The sequence below is a fragment of the Nocardiopsis oceanisediminis genome (assembly GCF_048595525.1).
Taxonomy (GTDB): domain Bacteria; phylum Actinomycetota; class Actinomycetes; order Streptosporangiales; family Streptosporangiaceae; genus Nocardiopsis_A; species Nocardiopsis_A oceanisediminis.
On record NZ_JAFMZJ010000001.1, the window covers coordinates 2,442,122 to 2,461,459 of the forward strand.

The window sequence follows — 19,338 nt, forward strand, 5'->3', positions numbered from 1 at the left end:
CCGTGGACCGCGCCCATGCCGCCCGTGCCGATCCGGCCCGCCACCTGGAACGGGCCGATCCCCCCGGGGGGCGCCGGGCGCAGCGGGGCGGAGCCGCCGGGGAGCCGCGGGCCGCCCGAGGGGCAGGGGGTGCTGCATCGGGATCCTCCACGGGGAGGGAGCGGGGCCGGGCAAGGGAGGGGTACCGGCCGGCGTCGTGCCGCTCCGGAGAGCGGACCAGGGGCGGCCGCCCGGCCCGGGCGGCCGGTCCGCACCGTTCCGCGCCGATCGGGTCCGCGCCGCCGTCCACAGATCGGAGCACGGGTCGGCGCGGGCCGGCGCCGCCGGTGTATGTTGCGTTCTGATCACGGGTGGACGCACAGGGTGATCGGTCCCGGGAGCGCCACCGCCGAGTGACGGAGGAGCACATGCGCATCCCAGCACGGATCGGTGCGGCGGCCCTGGCCGCCGCGATCGCCTGCGCGGGGCCCGGGGCCGCCGCCGCGGAGGCCGGGCGGGCCGCGAACGGCCGCTGCCCGACCCTCTCGGAGGACCTGGAGTGGTACGGCGACAACCGCGCCGAACTGCAGCGGGTCATCGACGAGCTGGGCATCTGCGGTGAGAGCGGCGAGGGCGGCGGACGCGGCGGCGAACGGCCGGTGGCCGCCTTCGACTGGGACGGCACGGTCACCAAGAACGACGTCACCGACGCGACGCTGGTCTGGGCGCTGCAGCACGACGAGATCCTCCGCCCGGCCGACTGGAGCGGCGTCAGCCCGTGGCTGACCCCGGCGGCCGACCGGGCGCTGACCGAGGCGTGCGGGACGGACGTGCCGGTCGGCGAGCCGCTGCCCACCTCCACCGAGGCCGACTGCGCCGACGAGATCTTCTCCGTCCGCAGCGAGGCGCGGACGATGAGCGGCGAGCGCGCCTTCGAGGGCCGGTGGAACCACCGCCGCACGGTCCCGGAGTACGCCTGGGTCCCGCAGCTGTTCGCCGGGCGCACCCCGGCAGAGGTCCGCCGGATCACCCTGGCGGCGCGGAAGCGCGCCCTCGCCGCCCCGGTCGGCGCCGTGCAGCGGGTCGGCACGCACACCGTCCCCGGCTACGTCCGCTACTACCCGCAGCAGCGCGACCTGATCCGCACCCTGCGCCGGGCCGGGTTCGACGTCCACGTCGTCTCGGCCGGCTTCGAGCCGATCACCGAGACCTGGGCGGCCGGCGTCGGCGTCCCGCCGTCGCACACCATCGCGATCCGGAGCGTCCTGGACGGCGGCCGGATCACCACCCGCAACGAAGGGTGCGGCGGCACCGAGGGCGGCCGGGGCGAGGCCATCCCCTACATCGAGGGCAAGCGCTGCTGGGTCAACCAGGAGATCTTCGGCGTCGAGGGCCCCGAGGCCTGGGAGCGCCAGGACGCCGGCCGCCGCATCGCCCTGGCCTCCGGCGACTCCGACACCGACGTCTCCTTCGTCTCCGACGCGACCCACGCCCGCCTGGTCGTCAACCGCAACCGCACCGAGGCCATGTGCCGCGCCTACGACGACGCCGACGGCGCCTGGCTGGTCAACCCGATGTTCATCGACCCGCTCCCACGGCGGACCGACCCCTACCCCTGCTCCACCACCGGATACACCCGCCCCAACGGCACCACCGCCCCGGTCCTCCGCGACGACGGCACCCCCATCCCGGACCAGCGGGACACCGCCTTCTGACCCGGGTCCCCGGCGGACCGGGGAGAGGGGACCGGGCGCCCCGGCTCCGCTCGACCGCCTTCCGTCACCACCGGCCGCTACATTCGGTGTTCGAACCTTCCCTGAACGTGACAGGAAAGAGGGAGAATGTCCTACAAACCCGTGGTCGTCGCGGTGCATCGGAACCGAGAAGTGGCACTGGAGCGGCAGCTGGACCTGGTCATGGCGCCCTTTCTGCACGGTTCCCGTCCTCCGGACGGCGGAGCCCAGTGCGATGAATGGTGGATCGGCGGATACTGGGCCGGCCGCTACCTGAGCACCGCCGACGGTCACCCCGACCTGATCGCTCCGCACAGGTTCCCCGCGGACAGCCCGCTGGCCGGCTGCGTCGCTTGCGACGGAGGCCCCAAACACCTGCTCGACCTGGGACGCTTGCGAGCGGCAGCGGCGGAGCAGGCCTGGCGGCGGTGGCCCGGCTTCCTCGCCGAGAACCGCGGCGGGAGCGGCCTGCGGCCCCCGGAGGAGAGGTCACCCGAGGCCCTCCGCGCGGCCTTCGACGAGCTGGTCCGAGCAGAGCGCGGACGGGCCGCCGCCGGCCCCAACCTGCTCACCTTGGACGGCGAATGGCTCGATGAATCCGACGTGGGCCCGGACCGCACCCCCCACTTCCGCCGCATCGGCGACTACGTCGACGCCCTGCCCGGCGACGCCTGGCTCGTCTGCCTCACGGTCCACTTCTGATCGGGGGCGCGAGACGGCGGAGCTGAGCGGTACGGACAGGGGATGAGGAGAGCCCCGGTCCCGAGTGGCGGTGCCCTCAGGGAGAAAAGAGAACGGCAGGCCAGAGGTGATCTCTGACCTGCCGTCGAGGTGTGGGCGATACAGGATTCGAACCTGTGACCTCTACCGTGTCAAGGTAGCGCTCTAACCAACTGAGCTAACCGCCCGGGTCTCCCCGGAACAAGGGGTGGAGGCGGAGACGGGAATCGAACCCGTGTACAGGGATTTGCAGTCCCTTGCCTGAGCCACTCGGCCACTCCGCCGCGAGCCTGTGGCCTCGCGCATGTCCCTCTCCGAGCGGACGACGGGATTCGAACCCGCGACCCTCACCTTGGCAAGGTGATGCTCTACCAGCTGAGCCACGTCCGCGTGATACGCAGGGGCGGACCCCTCGTACCCTGTCTTTGCTGCGAGCCGCCTGGCGGCTCAGAGCGGACGACGGGATTCGAACCCGCGACCCTCACCTTGGCAAGGTGATGCTCTACCAGCTGAGCCACGTCCGCACCGCTGTGAGGTCCTGGGCCGGTCTCCCGGCCGCCGCCCTCGCTGCGATGTGTTGAACTCTAGCGGACTTTCGGCGCGAGCGCGAAATCAAATCGCCCGCGGGGCCGCCGGGCGGGCCGGCCCGCCCGGCCTCACCGCTCGACGCGGGTCGGGGAGACCGGCATGTCCGGCCGGGGAGGGGCGGACAGGTACTGGCCGACCCGCTGGATCACCTTGTTCATCTCGTAGGCGATCAGGCCGACGTCGCTGTCGGTGTCGGAGAGCAGCGCCATGCACGCCCCCTCGCCCGCCGCGGCCACGAAGAGGAAGGCCCCGTCCATCTCGATGATGCTCTGGCGGATCTCTCCGGCGTTGAACTGGCGGCTGGCGCCGGCGGCCAGGCTGTGCAGGCCGGAGGCGATCGCGGCGAGGTGCTCCGCGGCGGACCGGTCCAGCCGGCTCGACGAGGCCATCAGCAGGCCGTCGGTGGACAGCACGATGGCGTGCTGTGTTCCTTGAGCCCGGGTGAGGAGGTCGTCCAGCAGCCAGCTCAGTTCGCCAGGGGCGGTGCTCCGAATGGTCATGACTCTCAAGATCTGTCGTGGGGTGGGGCGGGATCGATCGTCTGGCACGGGTTGCCGCGCCGGAGGGGGCGATCCCCGTAAGCGTTGCCCAGATGATAGCCATTCGTAACCCATGTAGCCGGATTTCCGGCCGGTGTCGGGGCGGCGGACGGGTGTCCGCAGCGCCCGGCGGCGCCGGTCACCTGTGCATACGGTGGCCGAGAAGAAGACCGGAAACCGCGGCGCGGCCACTGCCGGACACGGGGCTTGCGCGGCGCGCGGCGCGCCTCTAGGCCCCTCCGGGCCGCCCGGCGGAGGGCCGGGGAGCGCGCGGCGCCGGTCGGGCCGGTGCGGCCGCCGTTCCGCAGCGCTCCGCGCGGCAGGGCCGGTCGGCCCGCGCCGAGGCGGTCCGCGTGGCAGGATCGGTGCCAGATCGGAACCGTCGAATGGTGAGGTGAGAGCGATGCGGGTGTGGATCGCGGGCGCAGGGTACGGCCGCGGGGCGGTCGTGGACGCCGCGGAGGCCCGGATCCCGGCCCTGGACCACGGGATCACCGTGGGCGACGGGGTCTTCGAGACCGTCAAGGGGGTCGGCGGCCAGCCCTTCGCGCTCTCCCGGCACCTGCGCCGGCTCGCCCGCTCGGCGGCCGGCATCGGCCTGCCCGAGCCCGACCTGGAGCTGCTCGCCGACGGGGTGCGCCGCGCCCTGGACGCCGCCCCCGAGGTCCAGGCGGCGCGGATCCGGATCACCATGACCGGCGGCCCCGGGCCGCTCGGCTCCGAGCGCGGCGACGCGGAGCCGACCTACATCGTCGCGGCCGCCCCGATGCCGCCGATGGCGCCGTCCACCGGGGTCGCCGTGGTGCCCTGGACGCGGAACGAGAACGGCGAGCTGGCCGGGCTGAAGACGACCTCCTACGCCGGCAACGTGCGGGCGCTCGCCTACGCCAAGGAGCGGGGCGGCAGCGAGGCGATCTTCGCCAACACCGCGGGGAACCTCTGCGAGGGCACCGGCAGCAACATCTTCCTGGTGGTGCGGGGGCACCTGGTGACCCCGCCGCTCTCCGCCGGGCCGCTGGCCGGCATCACCCGCGAGCTGGTGCTGGAGTGGGCCGGCGGGGAGGAGACCGACCTGCCGATGTCCGCGCTGGAGGAGGCCTCCGAGGCCTTCCTCACCTCCACCGGCCGCGACGTGCAGCCGATCAGCGCGGTCGACGGCCGCGCGCTGCCCGCCGCGCCGGGCCCGGTGACCCGCAAGACGATGGAGGTGTTCGCGGAGCGCTCCGCCTCCGACATGGACCCCTGATCCCCGGCCCCGGAGGACACGGGGCCCGGGAAACGGCGAGTGCCGCGACTCGAATGGAGTCGCGGCACTCGTCCGTTTCCCGAGGGGGTCGGGGGATATGTCGCTGATGCGGTTTGTGCCGTGGAGTGCCGGGGTAAACCACCGGTGGTCCGTGCATGCTCAGCCGCCCCAGGCCGCGCAGCGGTGCGCCGGGGCCGCTCCCGTAGGCCCCGTGCCGGCGCGCGGGCGGGTCAGGAGAGGTGGCGCTCGATCTCGCTGTCCAGATCGATGTGGTCGGCCTCTTCGCCGGCCGGGACGATCTCGTAGGTGCGGTGCAGGAACTCGGCGAGCGGCGCCACCGGCGCGTCGAACTGGGCCTGGCCGAACGGCGAGGAGAGCGCGATGTTGACGGTGCGCTCGTCGCCGCCCTTGGAGGGCCACACCTGGACGTCGCCCTCGCCGACCGGGCGGACGATGCCGACGGTCAGCAGCTCGCGAGCGAAGATCCACTCGACCGGCTCGTCCTCGCCGGTGTGGAAGGCGACCTTGATCGCGTAGGGGTCGTCAGCGGTGTAGTCGAGCCGCGCGACCAGGGGGACCGAGGTGCGCTCCGGGACCAGGAGCTGCAGGCCCAGCTCGGCGCTGGCAGTGGTGCCGCTACTGTTCATGTTCGCCAAACCTTTTCTCGTCCGGCCCCGCGGCGCGGAACCGTATGCCGTCTCACCCGCTCCAACGCGGCCGTCCGCGATCTATGACGCGATGATCGCGGGACTTTTCGCTACCGGATCGCCAAGGGGTGTCCAAGTACGGCCTCTGCGATCCTCGGTCACTGTAATGAGCTGCGGAAACCAGGAATTTCCGGATCATGTGTGTGCCCCGTCACCCATCTGCGGGGGCTCCGGTGGCCTCGCCGCCGCCCGCCGTTCACATCCCCTTTGCCGAGGGGCTTTCACGTTTTACGCGTCTTTGAACGAACGGGGCCGGTCGGTGCTGAGACCTCGGTCACACCCTGTGCGGTCCTGCGGGGACGCGGGTTGCGCGAGCACCCCGTCGGATGCGCTAGAGTTCTCATTGTTCACCCCGCCGAGCAGGCGGGGAGGGACCAGGGCGATTAGCTCAGTTGGCTAGAGCGCGTCGTTCACACCGACGAGGTCACTGGTTCGAGTCCAGTATCGCCCACCTCTCGACAAGGTCGGCTCCGATCAACCGGAGTCGGCTTTTTTCGTTGGGGTTTCGGCCGGGCCCCGCCGCCGGGGCGGCACCCGGCGCCGGCCCCCGCCCGGGACCGGTGCCCTGCGCCGCCCGGCCGGAGCGCCCCGCTTTCTCCCCGTGCACCCTCTCGGACCAGTCCGGAAGGCGGAAGGTTCGGGCGCGCCGGGGTGAGCTGCACGACACCGCCGGGCCGCCGGGCCCGCGCATTCAGGGCGCGGTACGGCCGGTAAGAGGCGGTCCGATACCGGAACGCGGGGACAGGGCCCCGAGGCGGAGGCTCAGCGCCGGCCGGCCCTCTTCCGCCGCCGGCGCTCGCGCCGCCGCCGCTCCGCGGCGATCGCGGACTCCTTGGCCCGTACCGCGTGCGTCCGGGCCCGGCGGAGCAGGCCGTTCGCCCAGCCGAACTCGCTGGACAGGATCGCCAGGCCGAGGACGATCCCGGCGATCCCGGGGCCGGGGGTGACGCACATGACGAGACCCATGGTGAGCACGGCACCGCCGACCACGGCGACCACCGTTCGCCAGGTGACATGGAGAAGCGGATGGGACCGCATCCTCATCCGCCAGATGCGCATGCGGACCCGGATGCGGCGCCAGTACCGCTTGCGCGCGGGCGTGGCTCTGGATCCCGCCGGGTCCGGCCCTTCAGTGCCGGTCAGTGGGGTCTGAGTCATGGTGCACACAATATCGGGCGGATCAAGGTCGGGTATACGGGCGGAAACAGGGACGTCAACACCGGCATCGGGCGCCGCCCGGCGGCGGGCCCCGGGTCACCCGGGGCGGTGCAGCCTGCGCGCCCGGCGCGCGGCGTCCGCGCCGGCGTCGTGCCCGAAGATCCACTCGCTCTCGGCCCGCTCCAGATCGCCCAGGAGCGCGGGGCGGTCCTCCGGGGCGCCCTCGGCGCGCGGGGTGAACGCGCGCAGCGCCCGGCGCCCCAGCGCGTGGATCCGCTCCGTGCGCTCCCGGCGCGCCTCGGCGTACCCGGCCAGCGCCCGGCCGGCGCTGAGCGCGTCGGCGTGTCGGAGGAACTCGGCCAGCACCATCGCGTCCTCCACCGCTTGGTCGGCCCCCTGGGCGAAGTAGGGCAGCATCGGGTGCGCGGCGTCCCCGACGAGGACCACCCGGCCGGTGGTCCAGGCGGGGACCGGATCGTGCTCGCTCAGCTCCCACAGGCCCACCCAGTCGGCTTCGGGGACCTCTTCGAGCAGCCGAGGGTCCCAGTCGGTGAAGGCGCTCCCCAGGGCGGCGATCCGCCCCTCGGTGGTCCACGCCCCGGAGCCCGGGGGAGTGCTGGGCAGGGTCGCCGAGAAGCTGAGCCGGCCGCCCGAGACCGGGTAGTCGGTGAAGTTCCGGTCGGCCCCCACCCAGATCCGGATGCGCGGCTCGGCCTCGGCCCCGAGGCGCCGCTCCGCGGGCACCACCCCGCGGTAGACCGCCTGCCCCGAGGAGCGGTGCCGCTCGGGGCGGAGCAGGGCGCGCAGCGAGGAGTGCACGCCGTCGGCGCCGACCGCGACGTCGCCGTGGAACTCCCGGCCGTCGGAGCAGCGCAGCGTCACCTCGTCGCTGTTCTCCAGGACGTCGGTGATGTACCGCCCGGGGAGCACGGTCCCCTCGGGCACCGCGTCCAGCAGGATGCGGTGCAGGTCGGAGCGGAGCAGGGTGAGCAGCGGCGCGCCGTACCGCTTCTCCGCCTCCCCGCCCAGCGGGGTGCTGTGCAGCAGGCGGCCGTCGTCCCAGCGGAGGATGTCGCGGCGGAGCGGCCGGGAGGAGGCCGCGGTGAGCGCCGGGCCCAGGCCCAGGGCGGTGAGGAGGCGGGTCGCGTTGGGGGCGAGGCGGATGCCGGAGCCGACCGGGGAGAAGTCCTGGGCCTGCTCGACGATGACGCACCGGCGCCCCGCCCTGGCCAGCGCCGCGGCCAGGGTCAGCCCGGCGATCCCCGCCCCCACGATCACGATCCGCACCTGCAGTCCCCGTCCCCTCGCCCTCGTCCGGCCCCCGCGTTGTGCATACCCGTGTGGCCGAACGGTACCCGGCGGGCAGGGGAGGCGGAGGCGGTCCGGGAGACCCGCTCACCCGATAGCATCGGTGCAGGGAGGCCCGTCCGCCGCGCGGTCCGCCGGAGTGCGGACGCCCGCAGGGCGGTGTCCTCCGGACGATCCCGGAGAAGATTTGAGGAGTCACCGTGTCCGCCCAGCCTGAGCTGCACATCACCGTCGCAGGAACCGAGCGTGCGGTGGCGGCCGGCACTACGGCGGGCCAGGCGCTGGAGGCCGACGGCCGCACGGTCGTCGCCGCGAGGGTCGGCGGAGAGCTCCGCGACCTCTACCGGGAGCTGGCCGACGGCGACGTCGTGGAGCCGGTCGAGGTCGGCTCCGAGGACGGCCGCGCCATCCTGCGCCACTCCACCGCGCACATCCTGGCCCAGGCGGTCCAGGAGCTGTTCCCCGAGGCCAAGCTGGGCATCGGCCCGCCGGTGGAGAACGGCTTCTACTACGACTTCGACGTCGCCGAGCCGTTCACCCCCGCCGATCTCAAGGCCATCGAGAAGAAGATGCAGGAGATCGTCAAGCAGGGGCAGCGCTTCCAGCGCCGCGACGTCTCCGACGAGGACGCCCGCGCCGAGCTGGCCACCGAGCCCTACAAGCTGGAGCTGATCGGGCTGAAGGGCGGCGCCTCCGACGCCGAGGGCGCCTCGGTCGAGGTCGGCGCCGGCGGCCTGACCGTCTACGACAACATCCACCCGCGCACCGGCGAGCTCTGCTGGAAGGACCTCTGCCGCGGGCCGCACCTGCCCACCACCAAGGCCGTCCCGGCGTTCAAGCTGATGCGCACCGCCGCGGCCTACTGGCGCGGCAAGGAGACCAACCCGCAGCTGCAGCGGATCTACGGCACCGCCTGGGAGACCAAGGACGCGCTCAAGGAGTACCTGGCCTTCCTGGAGGAGGCGGAGAAGCGCGACCACCGCAGGCTCGGCGCTGAGCTGGACCTGTTCTCCATCCCGGACGAGATCGGCTCCGGGCTGGCGGTCTTCCACCCCAAGGGCGGCGTCGTCCGGCGGGAGATGGAGGAGTACTCGCGCAAGCGGCACGAGGAGGCGGGGTACGAGTTCGTCTACACCCCGCACGCCACCAAGGGGAAGCTGTTCGAGAAGTCGGGCCACCTCGACTGGTACGCGGACGGCATGTACCCGCCCATGCAGCTGGACGGCGGCATCGACTACTACCTCAAGCCGATGAACTGCCCGATGCACAACCTGGTCTTCGGCGCGCGCGGCCGGTCCTACCGGGAGCTGCCGCTGCGCATGTTCGAGTTCGGCACCGTGTACCGGTACGAGAAGTCGGGCGTGGTGCACGGCCTGACCCGGGCCCGCGGCTTCACCCAGGACGACGCGCACATCTACTGCACCAAGGAGCAGATGGCCGATGAGCTGGACTCGCTGCTCACCTTCGTGCTGGACCTGCTCCGCGACTACGGCCTGAACGACTTCTACCTGGAGCTGTCCACCAAGGACCCGGAGAAGTCCATCGGCTCCGACGAGGTGTGGGCCGAGGCCACCGAGACGCTGCGCCAGGCGGCCGGGAAGCAGGGCCTGGAACTGGTCATGGACCCGGGCGGCGCGGCGTTCTACGGGCCGAAGATCTCGGTGCAGGCCCGGGACGCGATCGGCCGGACCTGGCAGATGTCCACCATCCAGGTCGACTTCAACCTGCCGGAGCGCTTCGACCTGGAGTACACCGCCGCGGACGGCACCCGGCAGCGCCCGGTGATGATCCACCGCGCGCTGTTCGGCTCGATCGAGCGGTTCTTCGCGGTGCTGCTGGAGCACTACGCGGGCGCGTTCCCGGCGTGGCTGGCCCCGGTGCAGGCGGTGGGCATCCCGATCGCCGCCGAGCACGTCCCGCACCTGGACGGGGTCGCGCGGCGGCTGCGCGCCGAGGGCATCCGGGTCGAGGTGGACGCCGGCGACGACCGGATGCAGAAGAAGATCCGCAACGCCCAGAAGCAGAAGGTCCCGTTCATGCTGCTGGCCGGGGACGACGACGTGAGCAAGGGCGCCGTCTCCTTCCGGTACCGCGACGGGTCGCAGAACAACGGCGTCCCGATCGACGAGGCCGTGCGCGAGATCGCCGAGGCGGTCCGCGAGCGGAAGTAGCCCCGCACCCGGCTCCGGCCCGGAGCCGGCCCCGCCCGCGCCCCCTCCGCCCCGCGGCGGGGGCGCCGCCGTGTCGCACCGTACGGCGCCGGGGGCGCGCGGAGGGTAGCGTGGGGGGCCGTCCGGCACGGGTCGGGCGGTCCGCGGACCGGAGACGACGGAATGCTTCGAAGAACGACCATCATCACCGCCGTCAAGCGCCTGATCATCGGCCTCTTCACCGCTCAGGCGGCCGCGATCATCGGCCTGATCGGCATCGACCTGTGGCGCAAGCGGGTCCGCCCCAAGCGCGCCCGCTTCCCGCGGACCGCGCCCAAGGAGCTGCCGGTCGGCGAGAACCTCGTCACCACCTACACCTACGGCGAGGACCTCTTCTCCGACATGCTGGACGCGATCAGGGGGGCGCGCCGGCGCATCCTGTTCGAGTCCTACATCGTCAAGGGCGACCAGACCGGGCGGGAGTTCAAGCGCGAGCTGATCGCCGCCGCCGAGCGCGGCGTGGAGGTCCACGTCGTCTACGACGGCTTCGCCAACCTGGTGGTGCCGCGCTCCTTCTTCCGCTTCCCGCCCTCGGTGAGCGTGCTGCGCTTCCCGGTGGTGCACCCCGGTGTGCTGCTGCTGGACGTCCGCAAGATCGGCCGGGACCACCGCAAGATCCTCACCGTGGACGGCGAGGCCGGCTTCGTCGGCGGCTACAACGTCGGCAAGGCCTACGCCACCGAGTGGCGCGACACCCACCTGGGCATCTCCGGGCCGGCCGTGTGGGAGCTGGAGAACGCCTTCTGCGAGTTCTGGAACCGGCACCGCCGGGCGGGCCAGCCCCGGCTCACCGCGATCGGCGAAGCGCAGTGGACGCCCGCGATCAAGGCCCAGCGCAACATGCCTGACCTGCTCGTCTACCCGATCCGCGGGATGTACCTGGACGCGATCGACCGGGCCCGGGAGCACATCTACATCACCCAGGCCTACTTCATCCCGGACCGGGAGATCGTCGAGGCGCTGGTGGCCGCCGCCCAGCGCGGGGTGGACGTGCGGGTGCTGGTGCCGGCCGAGTCCAACCACATCGTCGCGGACTGGATGTCGCGCGGGCTGTACGGCGCGCTGCTGCGCGGCGGGGTCACCCTGTGGCGGTTCCGCGGCGCGATGGTGCACGCCAAGACCGCCACCATCGACGGCCGCTGGTCCACGGTGGGCACCGCCAACGTGGACCGGCTCAGCCTCACCGGGAACTACGAGATCAACGTCGAGATCTACGACGACGGCGTGGCCGCCCACCTGGAGGAGGTCTTCGCCAACGACAGCACCAACGCGGTGCCGCTGACCGAGGCGGAGTGGCGCGGCAGGCCGCTGCTGGCCAAGCTCACCGAGCGCGTCATCGGGCCGCTCCGGCCGCTGTTCTGAGCCGCCGGCCGCGCGGCCGGAGCGGCCCCGGGCCCTTACGTTCCGCCCAAGCGTTTGTTAGAAAAAGGGGATACCGGGCGGGTCCGGTGTGCGGCCGGTGCGGGACGGGACCGGCCGCACACCGGGCCCCGGAGCGCGCGGGCGGACCGGGAGGCGGAATGGGCGGGATCTGCGAAGGCCGGGTGGCGCTGGTGACCGGCGCCGGCCGGGGGCTGGGCCGGGCCCACGCCCTGGAGTTCGCCCGGCAGGGCGCCCGGGTCGTGGTCAACGACGTCGGGGTGGAGCTGGACGGCGCCGGCGGTTCCGCGGCCCCGGCCGAGGAGGTCGCGGCGGAGATCCGCGCGGCCGGCGGCGAGGCGGCCACCGCCACCGGCGACATCGCCACCGCCGCCGGTGCGGCCGAGGCGGTGGACACCGCGCTGCGGGCCTTCGGCCGGCTGGACACCCTGGTGAACAACGCCGGGTTCCTGCGCGACCGGATGCTGGTCAACCTCTCCGAGGAGGAGTGGGACGCGGTGCTGCGGGTGCACCTCAAGGGGCACTTCCTGGTGCTGAGGCAGGCCGGCGCGCACTGGCGGGCGGAGGCGAAGGCGGGCCGGCCGCCGGTCGCGCGGGTGGTCAACACCTCCTCGGGGGCGGGGCTGCTGGGCAGCGTGGGCCAGGCCAACTACTCCGCGGCCAAGGCGGGGATCATCGGCCTCACCCTGGTCGCCGCGGCCGAGCTGGGCCGGTACGGGGTGGCGGTGAACGCGATCGCCCCGGCGGCGCGCACCCGGATGACCGAGGGGGCGTTCGCGGCGGAGATGGCCCGCCCCGGCGGCGCCGCGTTCGACGCGATGGACCCGGCCAACGTCTCGCCCCTGGTGGTCTGGCTGGGGTCGGCGGAGTGCGCCGGGGTCACCGGCAGGGTCTTCGAGGCCGAGGGCGGCCGGATCTGCCTGATGGACGGCTTCCGGCACGGCCCGGTCGCGGACCGGGGCGCCCGCTGGGACCCGGCCGACGTCGGCGCCGCCGTGCGCGGGCTGCTCCGCGGCGCCCCGGAGCCGGAGCCGGCCTACGGGGCCTGATCCCGCCTCCGGGCGCCGGGCCCCGCCGCCCGCTCTTCCCGGGGCCGCCGCTCCCGGTGCGGCGGTACGGCCGGAACCGGCCGGGCGCCCCGCGGCCGCCGGACCCGGGCGCGGACCGCCCCCGCCCGGGGAGCACCGTCCCCGGCGGGACCGGTCCCCCGGCACCGGTCGCCGCCGCTGCTCGGCGCGGCGGCCGGCGGCCCCGGGGCGGTGCGGGGCCGGAGCGGCCGCGGCAGGAGGCGATGCGCCGCCGGCGCCGGAGGGCCGGGACACGCGTACACCTTCCCGTCGCCGGATTCCTCACCTCCCGTCCGGAAGAAGTACCCTCGCGTCACCGGCGCGTGATGCCATTGCGCCTTCGATCGCCGGGCTCGCACCCCGGTCCCGGCGGAACGATCCCGAAACGGAAGAACCGAGCGATGCCGAAGAAGACGACCGCCTCGTTGAACGCGAACCGCTCCTCGCTGCCGCACAAGGTGCGCTACGCGCTGCGCAACCCGGGGAGGATCCTGCCCTACGTGCAGCGCTCCGCACGGGACCTGAAGTTCCGCCTGCTCCACCGGGACCACGTCTCCTACTACCGGGCGGTGATGGCCTCCGACGCGGCGCGGGACCCCAAGTCGGCGGTCGGCAGCCGGAACGAGGCGCGGTGGCTCGCGCTCGGCAAGATGCAGTTCGACTACCTGGTCGAGCACGGGCTCAAACCGGACCGGAGGATGCTCGACATCGGCTGCGGCAACCTGCGGGCGGGCTGGCGGTTCATCGACTACCTGGACGAGGGCAACTACTACGGCATCGACATCTCCCCGGACATCCTGATCGCGGCCAAGAAGGTGCTGGCCGAGCGCGGCCTGCAGGACAAGCTGCCGCACCTGACCATCACCCAGGACCTCACCTTCGACTTCCTGCCGGACGGCCGGTTCGACGTGGTGCACGCGCACAGCGTCTTCTCGCACTCGCCCATCGAGGTCATCGACGAGTGCCTGGCGCATGTGGGGCGGATCCTGGCGCCCGGCGGCTTCTTCGACTTCACCTTCGACCGGACCGAGGGCGCCGAGCACCACGTGCTGCGCGAGGACTTCTACTACCGGACGGGGACGCTCATCGCCCTCGCCGAGAAGCACGGCCTGCAGGCGCGGTTCATGGACGACTGGGAGAAGCGCCCGCACGGCCAGTCCAAGATCCGGGTCACCGCGGGGCCGTGACGCCCCCGCCGGCCTCCGCCGCGCCCTCAGCGGAGGGCGGTCCCAGCACCCCCTCGGCGTAGGAGAGGAGCAGGGAGAGCGCGCGCTCGCGGGTCAGCGACGCGTTCCCGCCGACGATGTGCACCCCGTAGGCGTCCTCCAGGGCGACCAGGTGCTCGGCGGCGGTCCCCGCGGGCAGGAGGGGGCGGAACACCCCGGCCCGGGCACCGCGCTCGATCAGCCGGGTGTACATCCCCACCTGGCGCAGCCAGAACTCCGTGGACAGCCGGGCGTGCCGCTCCTCGCGCCGGGCCGCGCCGAACAGCTGCGCGATCGCGCTGACCAGCAGGTCGTCCGGGCCGCTGGGCAGCCCGGCGGCGAGCAGCAGGGGCAGCGCCTCGGCGGGATCGGCGCACTCCTCGGCGATCCGCTCCCGGCCGACGCAGAACCGCCGCACCGCGTCGCCGCGGACCGCCGCGACCAGGTCGTCCATCTGCGGGAAGTAGTAGATGACCGCGGCCGGGGAGAGCCCCGCCCGCGCCGCCACCTGCCGCGCCGTCACACCGGAGGGGCCGGCGTCGGCGATCACCGCCATGGTCGCGTCGATCAGCGCCCGCCGCCGCCGCTCCTGGTCCTTGCGCCGGCCCATCGCCTCGGACTCAGCCCCCTCCCGGGTCCGCGCCGCGCGCCCTCCGCGCCGGCGGTGGCCAGTCTCTCGCACCGGGCCGGGCGGGGGGAGGCCGCGGGGCTCCTCCGGGAAGCCGCGCGGGCATTGTCCGGAGGGTCGCACCTCTGTACTCTGAACAACCGTTCAGGGAACGTCGATGGCGGGATCGCCGGAGACCGCCGGCGGTCACCGCGGTGCGGGAGGCGGCTGTGCGGGACGTGACGGTCTGGACCGGGGGAACCGTATGGACCGGTGAGGGCGGCGCCGGCGCGCTCGCCGCGGCGCACGGGCGGATCGTCGCCGTCGGCGCCGAGGCCGAGGCGCTCACCGGGGCGGCGGCCGAGGTCGTCGACCTGGACGGCGGCCTGCTCATGCCGGCCTTCGGCGACGGCCACGCCCACCCGCTCTTCGGCGGGCTGGAGGCGCAGGGCCCGCCCGTCCGCGACCTGGCCGACCCGGAGGCGGTGGCGGCCGCGGTGGGGCGCTGGGCCGCCGAGAACCCCGGGGCCGAGTGGATCGTCGGCGGCAGCTACGACCCCGCGATCGCGCCGCGCGGCGAGTTCGACGCCCGGGTGCTCGACGCCGCCGTGCCCGACCGCCCGGTCGTGCTGCACGCCTACGACTACCACACCGTCTGGGTCAACTCCGAGGCGCTGCGCCGGGCCGGCGTCACCGCCGGGACCCCCGACCCGGACGGCGGGACCATCGTCCGCCGCGCCGACGGCACGCCCATGGGCACGCTGCGCGAATGGGGCGCCGTCGACCTGGTCCTGGACCTGGTCCCCGAGGAGGCCGCCGGCGACCGGGTGCGCGCCCTCGCCGACGCCGGGCGGCGCTACCTGCGCTCGGGCATCACCTGGTACCAGGACGCCTGGGCCGACCCGCCGACCGTCGCCGCCTACCTGGAGGCCGCCCGGCGCGGCTCCCTGCTCACCCGGGCCGACCTGGCCCTGCGCGCCGACCCCGGCGAGTGGCGCGACCAGCTCTCCGCCTTCCCGGAACTGCGCGAGGAGGTCGGCGCCGAGCCCGCCGCGGCCGGGCTGCTCACCGTGCGCACCGTCAAGTTCTTCGCCGACGGGGTGATCGAGGGCGGTACGGCCGCCCTGCTGGAGCCCTACACCGACTGCCCGCACTCGCGCGGCATGCCGGTGTGGCCCGGGGCGGCACTGGCCGAGGCGGTGGCCGCCTTCGACCGGCTCGGCTTCGAGGTGCACATCCACGCCATCGGCGACGCCGGCGTCCACAGCGCCCTGGACGCGCTGGAGCGGACGGCCCGCACCAACCCGCCCCGGCCGCGCCGCCCGGTCATCGCGCACACCCAGCTCGTCGACCCGGCCGACCTGGAGCGGTTCGCCCGGGTCGGGGCGGTCGCCAACTTCGAGCCGTACTGGGCCCAGCTCGACCCGCTCCAGGTGGACCTGACCATCCCGCGCCTGGGCGAGGGCCGCGCCGCGCTGCAGTACCCGATGGCGACCCTGCTCCGCGGCGGCACCCGGCTGAGCTTCGGCAGCGACTGGCCGGTCAGCACCGAGCGCCCGCTGGACGGGATCCAGGTGGCCGTCACCCGCCGCACCTTCGACGGCGCCCCCGCCGAGGGCTGGATCCCCGAGGAGCGGCTCACCGCGGAGCAGGCCCTCACCGCCTACACCGCCGGCTCCGCCTACCAGGCCGGCGCCGAGCACCGCCGCGGCACCCTCCGCCCCGGCGCCGACGCCGACCTGGTCTGGCTGGACCGCGACCCGCGCGCGGTCGACCCGATGGAGATCGCCTCGATCGCCGAGCGCGGCACCTGGCTGGCCGGCCGCCGCGCCGCCTGACCCCGCACCGCGCGCCGGCCCGGTGCGGGCGGGACCGGGGGCCGGGGCGGGGGAAAACGGGTTGCCGCTCTTCTCCCCGCTCCGGCACCCTTGCAGGGAAACGGACAAAGCGCCCCTGCGCGCCCGTCCTCCCGACCCCGAAGGAGCCGTTGCGTGCAGGCAGCCGTCGCCGTGACCCCCGCCCGTGTCCCCGAGCTGCTGCTCGGGCTGGCCACCGTCCGCCCCGTCTTCCTCTGGGGCGCCCCCGGGATCGGGAAGTCGTCGCTGGTGCGGCGGTTCGCGGAGTCGCTGGGCCTGGAGTGCGTGAGCCTGCTGGGCACCCAGCTCGCCCCCGAGGACCTCATCGGGGTGCCGCAGATCCGCGACGGGCGGTCGGTGTTCTGCCCGCCGGAGGCCATCGCCCGGGACGAGCCCTACTGCCTCTTCCTGGACGAGCTCAACGCCGCCTCCCCGGACGTGCAGAAGGCGTTCTACTCGCTCATCCTGGACCGCCGCATCGGCGGCTACGAGCTGCCCGCGGGCAGCATCGTGATCGGCGCGGGCAACCGCGCCACCGACGGCGCGCTCGCCCGGCCCATGGCGTCCGCGCTGGTCAACCGGCTCACCCACGTGCACCTGCAGGCATCGGCCACCGACTGGCTCGCCTGGGCCGCCGACGGCGGCATCCACCCCTGGGTCACCGACTACATCACCGACCGGCCCGACCACCTCTGGTCGGCACCGCCCAAGACCGAGGAGCCGTTCTCCACGCCGCGCTCCTGGCACATGCTCTCCGACGCGCTGCACTCCTTCGGCCCCGGCGTGGACGAGGAGACCCTCGCCGCCATCGCGCACGGCACCCTCACCCCGGCGCACGCCACCGCCTTCTGCGGCTACGCCAAGGTGGTGCGCAGCCGGTACGGCCTGGAGGCCGTCATCAAGGGCGACGCCCGCTGGCCGCACCGCCCCGAGGACCGCGACCTGCTCTACTTCCTCGCCGACGCGTTCCGCGGCCGCCTGGTCAAGGAGCTCCCCGCGAGCAAGGAGCACGCCTCCCCGGCGGTGCTGCAGACCGTGCACCGCTCCAAGGCGCTGCTGGTCCAGCTCGCCGAGGTCTCGGTGGAGGTGGCGCGCTCGGTCATCGCCGACGGCCCCGACGGCGAACCGGTGCTGCCCTCCTGGTTCCTGGTCGAGGCGGCCCGGGACATGCCCCGGCTGGTCGAGGCGCGCCGGTGAGCCGGGGCGGGAAGCGCGGAAAGGGCAAGCGGCCCGACCCGGCCCGGGAGGCCTTCGAGCGGGGGGCCGCCGCGGCCGCGGCCCACCCGGTGCTCGCCGGCATCGAGGTGCGCTACTGCGCGGAGGAGTGCACGGAGGTCGCGCCGGGCGGAATGGCCGCGGTCGACTCCAACGGCACCGTGCACATCGACGCCTCCCGGCGGGCCGAGCCGGCCGAGTGGGCGTGGGCCATCGCGCACTGCGTGCTCCACCTGGGCTTCGGTCACGCGCCCGCGGCCGCCGGGGAACCGGAGCAGCCGGACGCCGCCCTGGCCGCGGCCAGGTGCGCCGCGGTCGCCCGGTTCCAGGCGGCCCTCGGCGGGCCCGGCACCCCGCCCGCGCACGTCCCCCCGGACTTCCCCGGAACCGACGAGGAGGCCCTCGCCGCGCGGTGGCGCCGCGACGGCGTCCCCGAGGAGTACGCCCACTGCGGCCCCGGCGGGTCCGGCCCCGACCACCGGCTGCTCCGCTGGCAGGGCTTCCAGCGGCCGCCGGACTGGCAGCGGGCGTTCGCGCACGGGCTGACCCGGACCATGTCCGCGGCGATGGAGCAGGCCGGCGGCAGGCCCCTGGGGCCGGACGGCCGCGTCCGGGAGAGGCGCCCCTGGGAGCGGGCGCTGGAGTGGTTCATCTCCTCCTACCCGCTGCTCGGCGGCATCGCCGCCGGGATGGAAACGGTCGCCGACCCGGACCTGGCCCGGACGCACGGCATCGCGATCGCCGCGGTGGACGCCTCCGCCGGCGAGATCTACCTCAACCCGTTCGCCTCGCACACCGACGAGGAGTGGCGGTTCATCCTCGCCCACGAGATGCTGCACGCCGCGCTCCGCCACGGGGACCGGTGCGGCCCGCGCGACCCCTACCTGTTCAACGTCGCCGCCGACTACGTGATCAACGGCTGGCTGCGCGAGATGGAGGTGGGCGCGATGCCGCACGGGGTGCTGCACGATCCGCGGCTGGCCGGCCTCTCCGCCGAGGAGGTCTACGACCGCATCGCCGCGGACGCGCGCCGGATCCGCCGGCTGTCCACCCTGCGCGGCAAGGGGGCCGGCGACGTCCTCGGCGAGCCCCTGCCCCGGCCGCCCAAGGACTACGTCGACCTGGACGGGTTCTACCGGCGCGGCCTGGTCCGCGGCCTGGAGCTGCACGACCGCGGGGAGCGCGGGCTGCTCCCGGCCGGCCTGGTGGAGGAGATCCGGGCGCTGGCCCACCCGCCGCCGCCCTGGGACGTCCGGCTGGCCCGCTGGTTCGACGAGTTCGTGCCCCGCCCGCAGGCGGTCCGCTCCTACGCGCGCCCGTCCCGGCGCCAGGCGTCCACCCCGGACATCCCGCGCGCAGGCCGCCACTTCCCGCCGGAGGAGGTGGAGCGGTGCACCTTCGGGGTCGTGCTGGACACCTCCGGCTCGATGGACGCCCGGCTGCTCGGCAAGGCCCTGGGCGCCATCGCCTCCTACGCCGAGGCCCGCGACGTCCCCGCCGCCCGGGTGGTCTTCTGCGACGCCGCCCCCTACGACGCCGGCTACCTCGCCCCCGCCGAGATCGCCGACCGGGTACGGGTCCGGGGCCGCGGCGGAACGGTGCTCCAGCCCGGCATCGACCTGCTGCACCGCGCCGGCGACTTCCCGGCCGCGGCGCCGCTGCTGGTCATCACCGACGGCCGGTGCGACACCCTGCGGGTCCGCCGCGAGCACGCCTACCTCCTGCCGCGCGGCGACCGGCTCCCGTTCCGCCCGGCCGGCCCGGTCTTCGAGATCCACTGACCCCGGCCGGGCGGCCGTCACCGGCGGGTGCTCGAATGG

General features: G+C 74.3%; 15 protein-coding genes and 5 tRNA genes. 11 read left to right on the forward strand and 9 right to left on the reverse strand.

What is annotated here, in order from left to right; translation table 11 throughout:
* The first annotated feature begins 407 nt into the window (after positions 1 to 407).
* The gene (locus tag J0910_RS10885; protein WP_420158386.1) at positions 408 to 1,694 is read left to right on the forward strand and encodes a haloacid dehalogenase-like hydrolase; all 1,287 of its coding nucleotides are present in this window, start codon (positions 408 to 410) and stop codon (positions 1,692 to 1,694) included.
* A gap of 126 nt (positions 1,695 to 1,820) precedes the next feature.
* Positions 1,821 to 2,414, forward strand: a complete 594-nt coding sequence (locus tag J0910_RS10890) for a hypothetical protein (protein ID WP_420158387.1) — start codon at positions 1,821 to 1,823, stop codon at positions 2,412 to 2,414.
* A gap of 132 nt (positions 2,415 to 2,546) precedes the next feature.
* On the opposite strand, the gene J0910_RS10895 is transcribed toward J0910_RS10890, so the two are convergent.
* The 5 genes from J0910_RS10895 to J0910_RS10915 form a co-directional block, all read right to left on the reverse strand.
* Positions 2,547 to 2,620: transfer RNA gene (locus tag J0910_RS10895), tRNA-Val, on the reverse strand.
* 21 nt (positions 2,621 to 2,641) lie between these two features.
* Positions 2,642 to 2,716, reverse strand: a tRNA-Cys gene (locus J0910_RS10900).
* 33 nt (positions 2,717 to 2,749) lie between these two features.
* A tRNA-Gly gene (locus tag J0910_RS10905) sits at positions 2,750 to 2,822 on the reverse strand.
* 61 nt (positions 2,823 to 2,883) lie between these two features.
* Positions 2,884 to 2,956 (reverse strand) — tRNA-Gly (locus tag J0910_RS10910).
* 132 nt (positions 2,957 to 3,088) lie between these two features.
* A complete protein-coding gene (locus J0910_RS10915; RefSeq protein WP_420158388.1) occupies positions 3,089 to 3,520 on the reverse strand; it encodes a roadblock/LC7 domain-containing protein in 432 nt (143 codons plus the stop codon).
* Positions 3,521 to 3,962: 442 nt separating this feature from the next.
* Here J0910_RS10915 and J0910_RS10920 point away from each other — a divergent pair, with 442 nt between their 5' ends.
* Positions 3,963 to 4,805, forward strand: a complete 843-nt coding sequence (locus J0910_RS10920) for an aminotransferase class IV (protein ID WP_420161954.1) — start codon at positions 3,963 to 3,965, stop codon at positions 4,803 to 4,805.
* A 230-nt stretch (positions 4,806 to 5,035) separates the two neighbouring features.
* Here J0910_RS10920 and J0910_RS10925 read toward each other — a convergent pair whose 3' ends face one another.
* Complete coding sequence (locus J0910_RS10925; protein WP_184398388.1) at positions 5,036 to 5,452, reverse strand: SsgA family sporulation/cell division regulator; 417 nt, start codon at positions 5,450 to 5,452, stop codon at positions 5,036 to 5,038.
* Positions 5,453 to 5,889: 437 nt separating this feature from the next.
* Between J0910_RS10925 and J0910_RS10930 the strand changes: the two genes are divergently transcribed.
* Positions 5,890 to 5,963: transfer RNA gene (locus tag J0910_RS10930), tRNA-Val, on the forward strand.
* A gap of 311 nt (positions 5,964 to 6,274) precedes the next feature.
* On the opposite strand, the gene J0910_RS10935 is transcribed toward J0910_RS10930, so the two are convergent.
* Positions 6,275 to 6,670 (reverse strand): PGPGW domain-containing protein, encoded by a 396-nt coding sequence (locus J0910_RS10935; protein WP_420158389.1) that lies wholly within the window; start codon positions 6,668 to 6,670, stop codon positions 6,275 to 6,277.
* Positions 6,671 to 6,766: 96 nt separating this feature from the next.
* Positions 6,767 to 7,957, reverse strand: a complete 1,191-nt coding sequence (locus tag J0910_RS10940; protein WP_420158390.1) for an FAD-dependent monooxygenase — start codon at positions 7,955 to 7,957, stop codon at positions 6,767 to 6,769.
* 221 nt (positions 7,958 to 8,178) lie between these two features.
* On the opposite strand from J0910_RS10940, the gene thrS reads away from it, so the two are divergent.
* From thrS to J0910_RS10960, 4 genes are all read left to right on the forward strand, one after another.
* Positions 8,179 to 10,149, forward strand: a complete 1,971-nt coding sequence (gene thrS, locus J0910_RS10945; RefSeq protein ID WP_420158391.1) for a threonine--tRNA ligase — start codon at positions 8,179 to 8,181, stop codon at positions 10,147 to 10,149.
* A gap of 162 nt (positions 10,150 to 10,311) precedes the next feature.
* Positions 10,312 to 11,550: a phospholipase D-like domain-containing protein gene (locus tag J0910_RS10950; protein ID WP_420158392.1), complete on the forward strand. Its 1,239-nt coding sequence runs from the start codon at positions 10,312 to 10,314 to the stop codon at positions 11,548 to 11,550.
* A gap of 158 nt (positions 11,551 to 11,708) precedes the next feature.
* Entirely contained in the window at positions 11,709 to 12,617 is a 909-nt protein-coding gene (locus J0910_RS10955) for an SDR family oxidoreductase (protein WP_420158393.1), read from the forward strand.
* Between the two features lie 419 nt (positions 12,618 to 13,036).
* Positions 13,037 to 13,822, forward strand: coding sequence for a class I SAM-dependent DNA methyltransferase (locus tag J0910_RS10960; protein WP_420158394.1), 786 nt, complete (start codon positions 13,037 to 13,039; stop codon positions 13,820 to 13,822).
* On the opposite strand, the gene J0910_RS10965 is transcribed toward J0910_RS10960, so the two are convergent.
* Positions 13,806 to 14,450: a TetR/AcrR family transcriptional regulator gene (locus J0910_RS10965; protein WP_420158395.1), complete on the reverse strand. Its 645-nt coding sequence runs from the start codon at positions 14,448 to 14,450 to the stop codon at positions 13,806 to 13,808. The two genes, J0910_RS10960 and J0910_RS10965, sit on opposite strands and share 17 nt — an antisense overlap.
* 227 nt (positions 14,451 to 14,677) lie before the next feature.
* Here J0910_RS10965 and J0910_RS10970 point away from each other — a divergent pair, with 227 nt between their 5' ends.
* The 3 genes from J0910_RS10970 to J0910_RS10980 all read left to right on the forward strand — a co-directional run bounded on the left by J0910_RS10970 (position 14,678) and on the right by J0910_RS10980 (position 19,299).
* Positions 14,678 to 16,285 carry an amidohydrolase gene (locus J0910_RS10970; protein WP_420158396.1) on the forward strand — a complete coding sequence of 536 codons (1,608 nt, stop codon included), beginning with the start codon at positions 14,678 to 14,680 and terminating at the stop codon, positions 16,283 to 16,285.
* Positions 16,286 to 16,438: 153 nt separating this feature from the next.
* Positions 16,439 to 17,500, forward strand: coding sequence for an ATP-binding protein (locus J0910_RS10975; protein WP_420158397.1), 1,062 nt, complete (start codon positions 16,439 to 16,441; stop codon positions 17,498 to 17,500).
* Complete coding sequence (locus J0910_RS10980; protein ID WP_420158398.1) at positions 17,497 to 19,299, forward strand: vWA domain-containing protein; 1,803 nt, start codon at positions 17,497 to 17,499, stop codon at positions 19,297 to 19,299. Before J0910_RS10975 ends, J0910_RS10980 begins: the two co-directional genes overlap by 4 nt.
* Positions 19,300 to 19,338: the final 39 nt, after the last annotated feature.

Bases quoted from the DNA above. Each gene is read 5' to 3' on its own strand.
- J0910_RS10925 (WP_184398388.1), bottom strand. From the start codon at position 5,452: ATGAACAGTAGCGGCACCACTGCCAGCGCCGAGCTGGGCCTGCAGCTC.
- J0910_RS10920 (WP_420161954.1), top strand. From the start codon at position 3,963: ATGCGGGTGTGGATCGCGGGCGCAGGGTACGGCCGCGGGGCGGTCGTG.
- J0910_RS10935 (WP_420158389.1), bottom strand. From the start codon at position 6,670: ATGACTCAGACCCCACTGACCGGCACTGAAGGGCCGGACCCGGCGGGA.
- J0910_RS10965 (WP_420158395.1), bottom strand. From the start codon at position 14,450: ATGGGCCGGCGCAAGGACCAGGAGCGGCGGCGGCGGGCGCTGATCGAC.
- J0910_RS10955 (WP_420158393.1), top strand. From the start codon at position 11,709: ATGGGCGGGATCTGCGAAGGCCGGGTGGCGCTGGTGACCGGCGCCGGC.
- J0910_RS10950 (WP_420158392.1), top strand. From the start codon at position 10,312: ATGCTTCGAAGAACGACCATCATCACCGCCGTCAAGCGCCTGATCATC.
- J0910_RS10885 (WP_420158386.1), top strand. From the start codon at position 408: ATGCGCATCCCAGCACGGATCGGTGCGGCGGCCCTGGCCGCCGCGATC.
- J0910_RS10890 (WP_420158387.1), top strand. From the start codon at position 1,821: ATGTCCTACAAACCCGTGGTCGTCGCGGTGCATCGGAACCGAGAAGTG.
- J0910_RS10915 (WP_420158388.1), bottom strand. From the start codon at position 3,520: ATGACCATTCGGAGCACCGCCCCTGGCGAACTGAGCTGGCTGCTGGAC.
- J0910_RS10960 (WP_420158394.1), top strand. From the start codon at position 13,037: ATGCCGAAGAAGACGACCGCCTCGTTGAACGCGAACCGCTCCTCGCTG.